Source organism: Rossellomorea vietnamensis (assembly GCF_001305855.1).
GTDB classification, from domain to species: domain Bacteria; phylum Bacillota; class Bacilli; order Bacillales; family Bacillaceae_B; genus Rossellomorea; species Rossellomorea vietnamensis_A.
In genome coordinates this window covers 429,456-441,979 of the sequence record NZ_LIXZ01000001.1, presented here as the reverse complement: position 1 = coordinate 441,979, position 12,524 = coordinate 429,456, and the positions used below count along the sequence as shown (strand labels likewise).

Below are 12,524 nucleotides of genomic sequence, written 5' to 3'. Positions count from 1 at the left end.
AAAAGTCTGCTCATTATGGAGCGGGCTTTTTTATTTAGCACTTTTCGGCAGGTGAAGGAAATGAACTGCTACTATTTTCATATAAATGGATATCCAAATCTGTCGAATTGTGGTACTTTGATAGAAACGATGTCTTTCAAGTAGGTGTAGAAAATGGTGAAGTCCTTTCAATACATATATAATGATGAACATTCCTTAAACCAATTTATTCAAGAGCACGGTATAGATCAATATCCCTCCCTCCTGATCCAGGCATTTGTCGGCGATTCCCCGTTAGCGGTCATAAAAGGTCTGCAACGTCACATTAACCGCATTCTCCCACGTGGGACCCTCATTGGCTGCAACTCGAACGGTCAAGTCATAGGAGGGTCGATTGTTTCAGAGATCGTCTTATCATTTACGATATTTGAAGTAACCGTGATTGAGTCCCTCTTACAAGAAAGGTCAGGGTCGAGTAAACAACTCGGTCAACAATTAACCGGAGTTTTGGGGCAATCCGACACCAAAGCGTTCATCGTCTTTGCGAGTCACTTACATCTGGGGGTTCAGGAATTTCTGGAAGGGGTGTCCGAAAGAGGGGACGAAATCGTCATCGCCGGTGGGGTATCTTCCGATTTGCCGGATAAAAGACCGACATATGTCTTTACGAACGACGAAATCACCAGTGAAGGCTTTGTGACGGCATCATTGAGTGGGGAAGAATTGAAAATTCATTCCCATAGTATAGAAGAGTGGCAGGAAGTCGGCCCCGTTTTCACTATTACGAAAGCAAAAGGAAATATCCTTGGGGAAATCAACCATGTGAAACCCATCCGTCTCCTCGATACGTATCTAGGGGAAAGATTTGTGTCAGCTCTTCCTGATTCCTCGATCGAGTTTCCATTTCTGTTGCGGAGAGAGAATGAGAAGGTTGCGGTATATATCATGAACGTGCTGCCAGACGGGAGTGTGGAACTCAGTCATGGAGTGACAGAAGGGGATACGGTGTCGTTTGGGTTTGTGGATGTGAGGGATTCGATCCGCTCCACAACTAAGCTCTTATCCCGATTGAAACGCCATCCTGTAGAAACGCATTTTGTGTACAATTGTGTAGCCAGAAGAAGGTACATAAGGGATGTAACGAATCAGGAGCTCTCCTTTTTCAATCAGGTGTCACCCTTGACCGGTTTTTTCTCATATGGAGAATTAGGCGGAACCGGGGGGAAACCGAAGCTCATGGCTCATTCCCTTTCGTATCTTGGTTTGTCTGAAAGTGTACGTGAACCCATCAGGGATATGAAGATCGATTTTCAACTGACGCCCGAAGCCGACGTGATGATGAGTTTAACCCATTTAATCAATACAGCTGAAAAGGACATAAAAGAATTAACGCAAAACATCCAGATATCAGAGGAATATTACCGATCACTCTTTGATAATAATACGGATTTTGTCTACAGTACGGATCTGAATGGCCGATTTAATTCCCTCAACCCTTCTTTTATGAAAACATTCGGTTATACGAGGGAAGAGATTCTTGGGAAATCCGCCCTCAACTTTATCAGGGAAGAGGACGCGGTTCGGGTAAGGAGGCATTTTTACCGTGCCATGGATGGGAGGGAGCAGTACTATGATCTTCCTATTGCATCCAAGAAAGGTGAGGTGAATTTCTTTCAAATCAAGAATATCCCGATTACCGTTGATGGAAAATGTGTCGGGATCTTCGGGATAGGGAGAAATGTCACGAAAGAACGCCAATTTGAGAAGAAAATCACGCAGCTCGCATATTATGACGGTGAAACCGATCTGCCTAATAAGATGAAATTCAGGGAAATCGTAGATGAGCATATTCAGAGGGCGAAGAAAAAGAAACGGCAGCTTGCGGTTTTATTTCTGGACATGGACCGTTTCAAGATGATTAATGATACCCTTGGTCATTTTGTGGGGGATGTCATTATTAAAGAACTTTCCCAAAGGATTCAAGGCATTCTCCCTAAAGGCGCCTACCTTGGCCGTTTCAGTGGGGACAAATTCACGGTGCTTCTCACCAAAGAGGTGAATGGGACAACTATTTCAGGTATCACGCAGGATATATTGGAAACCGTGCAGGCACCTTTTTCTTATCAGGGCAAAGAATTCTACATATCTGTCAGTATCGGTGCAGGCATCTATCCCCAAGATGGGGAAGAGACTGCCGACTTGTTGCGTAATGCCGACTCTGCCCTGAATTGGGCCAAATCGAAGGGTGGGAATAATACCGTTTACTTTTCAAGGGATATGGAAGAAGAGATTACGAGGAAAGTGGAAATGGAAGCGCATCTCAGGAGAGCCATTGAGAAGCAGGAGTTGTTCATCGCATTTCAACCCATCATTAACATACAGAGTCAATCCCTGATCGGCTGTGAGTCATTACTCAGATGGCAGCATCCATCCTGGGGGTTGATCTCGCCGGGTGAATTCATCCCACTGGCAGAAGAAACAGGGCTGATTCATGATATCGGAAAATGGGTCCTGGTCGAGTCCTGTATACAGTTAAAAGAGTGGATAGATCGAGATGCGGGGAAGTTCTATATTTCTGTGAACGTCTCAGCACGGCAATTCCAGCACCCTACGTTTCTGAATGATGTGGAAGAAGCGTTGGCAATATCCGGTCTGCCGGCAGAATATCTTTGCTTGGAGCTGACTGAAACGATCATGCTGCATGATGCCTCGCGTACCATCGACGCCATGAAATCACTTGCTGATCTTGGGGTGAAGCTTGCGATTGATGATTTCGGCACGGGTTATTCTTCTTTAAGTTATTTGAAGCATCTGCCCCTTCATATACTGAAGATCGATCGTTCGTTTGTACAGAATATGAGCGATCATACACCTGATGTAGCGATCGTTCAATCCATATCCACCATGGGTAAGGGGTTGAACATGAAAGTGGTGGCTGAAGGTGTGGAAACCCCCGGACAATTGGAATTACTGAAACAGCTTGGCTGTGACTTTGCTCAAGGCTTTCTAATCGAGCGGCCCATGCCATTGGAGAAAATGAACACATTTTTAACGAAAATGCACCTCGTGACAAACCTGGATATATAAAAGGCAAATGCCTGTCGGGTACCTAACCTGACAGGCATTTGTCTTTTTGATGTAACGGATCAAATGTTGAAACTTTCAATCACAATTCGTCTACCCGTACTTAAAGTAAATTCAAAGCGGTCGCGTTTCTTTTTGTAGTAGGTGAAATGATGCTGGACTGCGCATACTTCCACACCGTTATCGAAAGTGATGAAGTTTACGCCTTCCTTGATCTTTTGGTTTCCGAGGAATACAAGGTGGTTATGGCAAAAGATACTGTCATAAATCGAATAGCCCAGGTTATTCAAGGCTGTTGTAAACTGATGAAAGGCATCATCAGAAATCTCTTCCAATAAATTTTCCAACGAATACAATATATTCTTCTTTATTTGAATTCGATCACCATTCTCGATTCTTATTCGCTCATAGGGGGTGACGATGATACCATCTTCTAAGAGAACTCCGGAAAGCCATTCTCCATCTCTATACACTTTCAGTTCATGATTGAGGTAAAATTCGAGCTCAGACTCTTCCTCGGCGTCGATCTCGAAAAAGAACCATGTATCTTCTTCAAATAAAGCAGTGCCTTCGGAAAAAGATCTTTTTTGGGATTTTAAAATGTTTGATCGAAATATGTTGCTCAAGTGAATATCCCTCCTTAACTACATTTCTTGTCATAATTATCATATTTCATTCATGTAAAGATTGATTGAGACAATTAACCATTTCTCTTTCGGGGCATAGAATAATTTATGTGTCAGTGAGCCCAGTTTGTTTGACTAGAAAGTGAGGATGATCACTATGTGCGGAATTACAGGTTGGATCCATTATAAACAAGATATGTCCAATGAAAAAGATGTTGTTGAAAAAATGGCTGAAACCCTTTCTAAAAGAGGGCCTGATGAAACGAATGTCTGGGTTGACCAGCATGTTGCGTTCGGTCATAAACGATTAATCGTAGTCGACCCGGCAGGAGGAAGGCAGCCTATGAGCCTCGACCATAACGGACACCTTTTCACCATTTGCTATAACGGAGAACTTTACAATACAGAAGATTTGAGACAAATACTTATAGAGAAGGGATATACCTTCAAAGGCCACTCTGATACCGAGGTCCTGTTGACCTCATATATTGAGTGGAGGGAAGAATGTGTCCACCATCTGAATGGGATTTTCGCCTTTGCTGTATGGGATAGTGAGAAGGAGCATGCATTTATAGGCAGGGACAGAATGGGGGTAAAGCCTTTATTTTATGTTGAAAAGGATGGCGGTATCCTGTTTGGTTCAGAAATCAAAGCTTTACTTGCCCATCCAACTGTTTTGCCACAGGTGGACCTGCAGGGACTTTCAGAAGTGCTGGGGCTCGGTCCATCCCGCACCCCAGGGAATGGGGTCTTCAAAGGGGTGAAGGAACTGCGTCCCGCCCATAGCATGATCTTCTCCAAGGAAGGTTTGAATATATGGAGATACTGGAATGTAAAAAGTGAGGAGCATACGGATTCGTTCATCGAAACGGTCTCGAAAGTCCGTTTTCTGCTTACAGATGCCATACAGAGGCAGCTTGTTTCCGATGTGCCGCTATGCACATTCTTATCGGGAGGACTCGATTCCAGCGCCATAACGGCAGTGGCAGCAAATTCATATAAAGCAGAGGGTAAAGGGAGTCTTCATACGTACTCCATAGACTATGAAGAAAATGATCAATACTTTAAAGCGGATGATTTCCAACCGAACTCCGATGCCCCTTGGATTGAAAAGATGACAGCTGAATTCGACACGATTCATCACAAATGTGAGATCAGCCAACAAGAGTTAAAGGACCATCTGATCGAAGCGGTTCATGTAAGGGACCTTCCGGGAATGGCCGATGTAGATTCATCTCTCTTGTGGTTTTGCAGGGAAATCAAAGAAGACTTTACCGTTGGGCTGTCAGGTGAATGTGCAGATGAAATCTTCGGAGGGTATCCTTGGTTTCACCGGCCGGAAGATTTTAACCGCAGAGGATTTCCATGGATGCGTTCCACAGAGGAACGACAGGGTCTTCTCAAAGAAGAGTGGAGTAAGAAATTGAACCTCGAGGAATATGTACTGGAACAGTATGATCGCACGGTTGCCGAAACCCCGTTGTTAGAAGGGGAAAATGAAGTGGAGACCAAAAGGAGACAATTATTCTATTTGAATTTACTATGGTTCATGACGACCTTGCTGGATAGAAAGGACCGCATGAGTATGGGAGCGAGCCTCGAAGTAAGGGTGCCGTTTGCCGATCATAGACTTGTAGAGTATGTGTGGAACATCCCGTGGGAGATGAAAATGCACGAAGGCAGGGAAAAAGGCATTCTTAGAAAGGCACTTGAAGGCGTTCTTCCCCATGAAGTCCTTTATCGAAAGAAAAGCCCTTACCCGAAAACCCATCACCCGGAGTACACCAAATTAGTCGGTGACTGGCTCAATGAAATCCTGGAAGACAAATCAAGCATTCTCTATGAATTATTTGACGAAGAAAAACTGAAGGAAATCGTCGCAACCGGCGGAGCAGCCTTTGAAGTCCCCTGGTACGGCCAACTCATGACCGGTCCCCAACTACTTGCCCACCTCGCCCAGATCCATGTATGGTTCAAGGATTATAATATTGAAATTGTGGAGTAGAGCAATGGATGGAGCAAGAATTTAGAGACAGGTACAAACATAGAATGAAAGTATGAATGATTGAAATGGAGGCATAGTAAAGGATAGAATCCTTTACTATGCCTCTTATTTGTTCAGGATTGAATTATGTTGCTAAGTAGCAACAAAATGATGGAAAGCGAAATACGGTTACAGTTCTAAAGGGTTTATTGAATGTAGGACAAGTTCAAAATTGAGGAAAAAACAAATTTAATTGGAAAAATAAAGTTTATTGTTTCTTCATAGTGGAAAACAATTGTATAAGTGTTGTATAATAATTGTACAAATAAAATACATTGGAGGCTATAACAATGGCCGAAAAGATAATCGTCATTGGTGCAGGTCCTGGGGGCCTGGCCGCGGCAATGCTTCTTGCCAGTAAGGGTTACAAAGTAGAAATCTATGAGAAGCAAACATTTGTGGGCGGACGGAATGGTTCTGTCACGATGGATGGTTATACATTCGATATTGGACCTACATTCCTCAGCATGCCGGAAATAGCAGAAGAATTATTCGAGGCGTCTGGAAGGAATCTTCATGATTATGTTGACCTGCGGGAGCTTTCCATGATGTATGAACTCATTTTTAAAGATAAAAAAGTAAAAATGTATAAAGATCCCGAAGCGTTATCGGGGGAAATCGAACGACATTATCCAGGGAATGCAGAGGGCTATTCGCGTTTCATGAATGATACACGTAAAAAAATGGAAAGGCTGAAACCGATTTTACAGAGCCCGATGGATCGATATTATCAATATATCAGTTGGAAAGTCTTGAGGGCACTTCCTCAATTATCCTTGGGTAAATCCCTATACAACGTGTTAAGTGATTACTTTACAGAACATGAATTGCGTTTGGCGTTCACCTTCCAGTCCAAGTATTTGGGTATGTCCCCATGGGAGTGTCCCGGCGCATTTTCAATCCTGTCTTTCATGGAGCACGAATACGGTATCTTTCACCCGATCGGCGGATTGAATCAACTATCGAAAGCCATGGCAAGAGTGGTAGAGGAGCATGGAGGCTCAATCCATCTCGGGTCTGGCGTCAAGAAGCTGTGGATTGAAGACGGTAATGACGTAAAAGGGATCATAACAGAGGATGGAGAAAGAATTGCCGCAGATGAAGTGATCATCAACGGGGACTTTGCACATGTCATGACCAACCTGGTGGAAGATGGGGTCTTGAAAAAATACAGTAAAGAAAAGCTGAAGAAGAAAAAATACTCCTGTTCCACGTTCATGATTTATCTTGGGCTTGATAAACAATATGATCTCCCCCATCACAGCATCGTGTTTGCGGAGGATTACAGGCGAAATGTAGAGGAGATAACGAAGACATTTACCCTCTCGGAGGATCCTTCCATTTATATTCAAAATGCCTCAGTGACGGATCCAACACTGGCGCCGCCCGGACATTCAACATTATACATCCTTGCCCCGGTCCCTAATAATGTAAGCGGGATTGATTGGACAGAGAATGAACAAACGTTCCGGGATCTGGTATTGGATGCAGTGGAGAGCAAGACAGGTTTAGAGAATATCCGCGATCATATCAAGGTAGAAAAGATCATCTCACCCCATCACTGGGAGACGGATTTCAATATTTATGAAGGTGCCACCTTCAATCTTGGCCACCAATTAACGCAAATGATGGCACTCCGCCCACATAACAAATTTGAAGAACTTGAACACTGCTGGTTAGTCGGCGGGGGTACTCATCCGGGGAGCGGACTGCCTACCATATTAGAATCAGCCAGGATCACGACCAATATGTTGATGAATGAAGACCCTTCGTATTCGTTCACTAAAGAAGAAACGATGGAGGAAGCTTTATGAAAACAGCAGTCGTAGGATCAGGGATTGGTGGATTGATTTCGGCATTGTTACTCGCGAAAGATGGTCACGACGTCACGGTCTATGAGAAAGAGCCGACGATAGGTGGACGTCTTGCCTTTGTTCAAGAAGGGGAATACAAGATTGATAAGGGACCTACCATTGTCCTCCTGCCAGAGATGCTCCTTTCCATTCTTTCAGAAGCAGGAATAGACACGAATGAAATAGAATTCATCCGCTGTGATCCCCTCTATGACGTTCATTTTGCAGATGGGCAAACGTATAGGAAGTATGCCGATATCCATAAGCAATATGAAGAGATCAAGGAGAAGTTCCCCGGCGATGAAGAAGGGTTTCTACAATTCATGAGCGATATGGATGAACGATTTGCAATCGGGATGCCACAATTTCTTGAAACGTCTTTTCTGAAAACGAGGGATTATCTCAATACTCAAACGCTTGGGTCGTTGCTTAAGCTAAAGGCTTACCGCAATGTGATGGGAAACTTAAAGCATTATTTCCATCACGGGAAGCTGCAGACAGCCTATGGACTGCAAACACTGTATATCGGTGGGAATCCCTACACGACTCCGGCGATCTACAGCCTGGTGTCCTTCAGTGAACACAAGCACGGCATCTACTATATAAAAGGGGGATATGCGGGTTTACTGGACCATGTGAGGGAAGCGTGCAACCTGCATGGCGTCACGATCAAGACGTCCTCACCTGTCTCAGAAATCGAAACGAAGGAAGGGAAAGCGACTCATATCATCCTTGGAGAGCACAGGGAGCCGGTCGATTCGGTCATCATTAACGGAGATTTCCCTACGGCATCAAAATTAGTAAAGAAAGAAGCACCAAAACCATATAAGCCTTCTTCCGGCTGTGTGCTTTTATATATGGGGATCGATGGGAAGTATGATGACAAGGAAATGCATCAATTTTATTTGAATGAAGATTTCTCCGGGAACATGGAGGATATTTTCAAGAATAAGAGAATTCCTAAAGAACCTTCCTTTTACGTATTTAATCCTTCCAAGGTCGATGTTTCACTTGCCCCTGGAGGTAAGAGCGTCCTTTATGTCCTCATACCGGTTCCGGTGTCGGATAAAGCGGACTGGAAAGAAGCTTCAGAATTTCTTTCCAACCAGGTATTGGATACAATGGAGGAAAGGGGATTCGAAGAACTGAGAAAGCGGATTACGTGGATGAAAATCAGGACGCCTGAAGAGGCATTACAAGAGGGGCTGTATTCAGGGGGGAGCTTCGGAATTGCGCCAAGTTTGGGTCAATCCGGTCCGTTCAGACCCCAGGTACAACCCTTTCCGGAGAAGAACATCTTTGCTGTCGGAGCATCCATTCACCCTGGCGGAGGAGTACCGATTGTCATGCAGGGTGCGAAGCTCGTTGCCCAAGCCTTTAAAGAACATTGTAAAACAGAATCAGAAAGGAAGGATGTGTCCTTACATGAACAAGATCTTGGAAGCATACGATCACTGTGAGAATATCATAAAGGTTCATTCCAAAACATTTTACAGAGCTTTTTCCTTACTGCCGAAAGACCAAAAGAAGGCTGTGTGGGCTGTGTATGCCTTTTGTCGCAAAGTGGATGATATCGTTGACGAGGGCACGAATCCTTCAGAGGAATTAAGGCGATTCGAGATGGAATTTGAATCGTATTTAAGCGGATATTATCCTCAAAATGAGCCGATGTGGATTGCATTGGATGATGTGTTTAAACGATTTAACATGGATGTCGGGGCTTTCCGGGACATGATAAAGGGGCAAAGGATGGACCTTAGTGAAAGGGTCTACGTGAAAATGGACGATGTCCTTGACTATTCGTATCACGTAGCAAGCACTGTGGGTTTAATGCTCCTGCCCATCCTTGCCCCAGGCAAAGAACAGCTATTGAGGGAAGATGGAATCTATCTTGGTTATGCCATGCAGCTGACGAATATCTTAAGAGATATCGGCGAGGATCTTGAAAGGGGCAGATTATACATCCCTCAGGATCTTTTAGTGAAATATGAATATACCGTAACGGATTTAAAAGAACATAGAATCAACGACGCCTTTCAGTCCATATGGGAAGAAATGGCCCGACTTGCAGAAGATTACTATGAAAAAGCTTTTCGTACCATGAATCTTTATCCTGTGTATTCGAGAACCCCGGTAAAGGGTGCTGCCCTATTATACCGTGCGATTCTTTCCGAGGTTAGAAACAGTCACTATAATGTTTTTTCCAAGAAACATTTCGTATCAAAAGATGTAAAAGAGAAAATCATATCATCCATCTCTTAAATAAGCTCGTATGGAGGCTGCACTGATGCCTTCCATATGAGCTTATTGTTGTCCAGCAATCATTTTAGGAAAAGAAAAAAGAGCCGCATAAAGCAGCTCTTACTCAATTTAGATTGTATTCCGTTGCTTCATGTCACTCACTTTTCCCGTTCCGATCGAGTTCAATCGCTCGACTAAGTCAGATCCAAATGGGGAAGCGGAAGAAACGTTCGACTCCAACACGGTATCCTTTAATTCATAGGCATTGGAACCGTGCTCTGTAAAATCAAGTCCTGACAGTTCTTCTTCGCGGGAAACGCGAATACTTGATACCCTCGTTACGATGAATAGGAATCCACCAACGGTGAAAGATGTCCAGGCGATGACGGCCAACACTCCGAGAGCTTGAGTGGCGACCAAAGCAGCACCTCCGCCATATAAAAGCCCGTTCTGAACGTCGAACAATCCGACAGCGACGGTACCCCATATTCCACAAATTCCGTGAACGGCAATGGCTCCGACTGGATCATCGACTTTCAATTTCGAATCGATCAGTGTGACGGCTTCAACCAGTATGACTCCTGCAATCAGGCCGATAATGAGGGAACCTGCCAGTGATACATTGGCACAGCCGGCAGTGATACCTACTAGTCCGCCGAGGGCACCATTTAATGTAAGGGATGGATCAATCCGTTTAAACCGGATCAACGTGTAAAAAGCGGATGAAAGAATGGCTGCCGAAGCTGAAAATAAGGTCGTCGTGATGACGTGTGGAACAAGGGAGGGATCAGCGGCCAGGCTGCTTCCCCCATTAAATCCGAACCAGCCGAACCAGAGGATGAACACACCGAGTGCCCCGATCGGAATATTATGGCCCGGGATGACATTCACTTTTCCTTTGCTGTATTTTCCAACACGGGCTCCAAGGAATAAGACCGTGATGAACGCGCCTACTGCACCTGTTAAATGGACGACAGTAGAGCCGGCGAAATCGACGAAACCAAGCTCGGATAGCCAGCCGCCGCCCCACACCCAATGTCCGACGATCGGATAGATGATTCCTGTCATGGCAATGGTCAAGAGGATATAGCTTTTGAGTTTCATGCGTTCAGCCACGGCACCGGAAATGATCGTGGCACATGTAGCGGCAAATACGGATTGAAATAAGAAGAAACCGATGTCTTCACGTCCTGATAGGAAAAAGCTGTCCGTACCAATGACGCCACCTGATGACCCTCCGAACATGAACCCGAACCCAACGATGAAATAAAGAACAGAAGCGATGGCGACAGTTAAGAAGTTTTTCATGAGGATATTAAGGGAGTTCTTGGCACGGGTGAATCCGGTCTCGACCATGGCGAATCCGGCATGCATGAAGAACACAAGGACTGCAGCGATCATGACCCACAGGGAGTCGACGGATGCTTGAACAGATTCTGCGGTAGGGGCCGCAGCGAAAGCGGTAGTGCTCACAAAAAGTGACAGAAACAGAAGCGACGAAATTTTTCTAATCAATGGAATCCCTCCAGTATTGGTTTGGTGAAGCGGTTTATTGGTTGAGTAAAGAAAGAAGTGATTTACAAAACGGCTTTTTTACCACGTTCGCCTGTACGTATGCGAATGACATCTTCTACGGGATAGATGAAGATCTTTCCGTCTCCTACGGTGTCCGTACTGCAGTGTTCAACGATGAGATCGATGATGTCTTCCACCTGACCATCGTCGACGATCATTTCCACCTTTACGCGGGGGACTAGCTGCAGTTCAAATTTATTCCCCCTGAATATCCCCTGCTTACCTTTCTGCTTTCCACACCCAGCTGCCTCTGATACAGTCAGGCCGCTGAATCCGCGAAGGCATAACGCTTCTCGCAGGGACAAGAAAGCTTCTGCACGAATAATGGCTTCTACTTTTTTCATTGTAATTTCCTCCTTTTGTATTTTAGTATTTAAAGCGAATCTTGATGTTAGGTTTTATGACATGAGTAAGTTATATCATTTATCATATTCAGAAAATAACAAAAGTTCAAGTATTAATTTATAATGAAAGCGTTTTTATGTAAAAAAACTTAACATTTATAAATGAGTGCGTTTTCATTTGGAGAAAAAAGAGGTTAAGACAAAAGAGTTTAGTTAATAGGAAATCCGAACGATCATTCGAAATCGTTCGGATTTATCATTTAGCTGTTTACGTAAATACTGTTGGTTTTGAATGTAGTGAGTGGTGGTTGATTTCCGCTCCAGTTGCTCGCTTTCCGCGGGGCTGGCGGTGAGCCTCCTCGGCTGCGCCTGCGGGGTCTCACCTGTCCAGCGTTTCCCGCAGGAGTCGAGCAACTTCCGCTCCAATCAACTTTCCAAGCGTAAGTGTTTCACTTTCACATTGTAGTGACCACCATTGCATACAGCAAACCTTATTCTCAGTGTTCAATTACCGTTACTTATTCAAATACTTTTTCATACCTGATGTGAATGACTCAGTATGCTCCAACACACTCCAAATGATTGAACATCCGAAAACTATAAAGTCTTTGTATGAATAACAACAAACATGGTGAAATGGGACTTTTAATATTATTGCTAAAGCATATACACTGTATAGAGCAGATCCTAGCTTTTGATTGGAGTGCAAGACGAAGACTCCTACGGGAAATGCGGAATAGGTAAGACCCCGCAGGAACGTCAGTGACGAGGAGGCTTG

At 44.3% G+C, this 12,524-nt stretch carries 8 protein-coding genes; 5 read left to right on the top strand and 3 right to left on the bottom strand.

The features are described from left to right. Nucleotides 1-153 precede the first annotated feature (153 nt). Nucleotides 154-3,066, top strand: a complete 2,913-nt coding sequence (locus AM506_RS02185; RefSeq protein ID WP_060670342.1) for a bifunctional diguanylate cyclase/phosphodiesterase — start codon at nucleotides 154-156, stop codon at nucleotides 3,064-3,066. 59 nt (nucleotides 3,067-3,125) lie between these two features. On the opposite strand, the gene AM506_RS02180 is transcribed toward AM506_RS02185, so the two are convergent. Next, on the bottom strand, nucleotides 3,126-3,689 hold the full coding sequence (locus tag AM506_RS02180) for a DUF2777 family protein (RefSeq protein WP_060670340.1): 564 nt from the start codon (nucleotides 3,687-3,689) through the stop codon (nucleotides 3,126-3,128). A 148-nt stretch (nucleotides 3,690-3,837) separates the two neighbouring features. On the opposite strand from AM506_RS02180, the gene asnB reads away from it, so the two are divergent. The 4 genes from asnB to AM506_RS02160 all read left to right on the top strand — a co-directional run bounded on the left by asnB (nucleotide 3,838) and on the right by AM506_RS02160 (nucleotide 9,848). Further along, the gene (gene asnB / locus AM506_RS02175) at nucleotides 3,838-5,694 is read left to right on the top strand and encodes an asparagine synthase (glutamine-hydrolyzing) (protein ID WP_200908401.1); all 1,857 of its coding nucleotides are present in this window, start codon (nucleotides 3,838-3,840) and stop codon (nucleotides 5,692-5,694) included. A gap of 329 nt (nucleotides 5,695-6,023) precedes the next feature. After that, nucleotides 6,024-7,547 (top strand): phytoene desaturase family protein, encoded by a 1,524-nt coding sequence (locus AM506_RS02170; protein ID WP_060670336.1) that lies wholly within the window; start codon nucleotides 6,024-6,026, stop codon nucleotides 7,545-7,547. Continuing rightward, nucleotides 7,544-9,046, top strand: coding sequence for a phytoene desaturase family protein (locus tag AM506_RS02165; protein WP_060670334.1), 1,503 nt, complete (start codon nucleotides 7,544-7,546; stop codon nucleotides 9,044-9,046). Before AM506_RS02170 ends, AM506_RS02165 begins: the two co-directional genes overlap by 4 nt. Then, on the top strand, nucleotides 9,012-9,848 hold the full coding sequence (locus AM506_RS02160; protein WP_060670332.1) for a phytoene/squalene synthase family protein: 837 nt from the start codon (nucleotides 9,012-9,014) through the stop codon (nucleotides 9,846-9,848). Before AM506_RS02165 ends, AM506_RS02160 begins: the two co-directional genes overlap by 35 nt. 108 nt (nucleotides 9,849-9,956) lie before the next feature. Here the strand turns inward: AM506_RS02160 and AM506_RS02155 are convergent, their stop codons facing one another. Together AM506_RS02155 and AM506_RS02150 are read right to left on the bottom strand one after the other, a co-directional pair. Next, the gene (locus tag AM506_RS02155; RefSeq protein WP_060670330.1) at nucleotides 9,957-11,342 is read right to left on the bottom strand and encodes an ammonium transporter; all 1,386 of its coding nucleotides are present in this window, start codon (nucleotides 11,340-11,342) and stop codon (nucleotides 9,957-9,959) included. A 62-nt stretch (nucleotides 11,343-11,404) separates the two neighbouring features. Further along, a complete protein-coding gene (locus AM506_RS02150) occupies nucleotides 11,405-11,746 on the bottom strand; it encodes a P-II family nitrogen regulator (RefSeq protein ID WP_060670328.1) in 342 nt (113 codons plus the stop codon). Nucleotides 11,747-12,524: the final 778 nt, after the last annotated feature.

Bases quoted from the DNA above. Each gene is read 5' to 3' on its own strand.
- AM506_RS02185 (WP_060670342.1), top strand. From the start codon at position 154: ATGGTGAAGTCCTTTCAATACATATATAATGATGAACATTCCTTAAAC.
- asnB (WP_200908401.1), top strand. From the start codon at position 3,838: ATGATCACTATGTGCGGAATTACAGGTTGGATCCATTATAAACAAGAT.
- AM506_RS02170 (WP_060670336.1), top strand. From the start codon at position 6,024: ATGGCCGAAAAGATAATCGTCATTGGTGCAGGTCCTGGGGGCCTGGCC.
- AM506_RS02165 (WP_060670334.1), top strand. From the start codon at position 7,544: ATGAAAACAGCAGTCGTAGGATCAGGGATTGGTGGATTGATTTCGGCA.
- AM506_RS02160 (WP_060670332.1), top strand. From the start codon at position 9,012: ATGAACAAGATCTTGGAAGCATACGATCACTGTGAGAATATCATAAAG.
- AM506_RS02150 (WP_060670328.1), bottom strand. From the start codon at position 11,746: ATGAAAAAAGTAGAAGCCATTATTCGTGCAGAAGCTTTCTTGTCCCTG.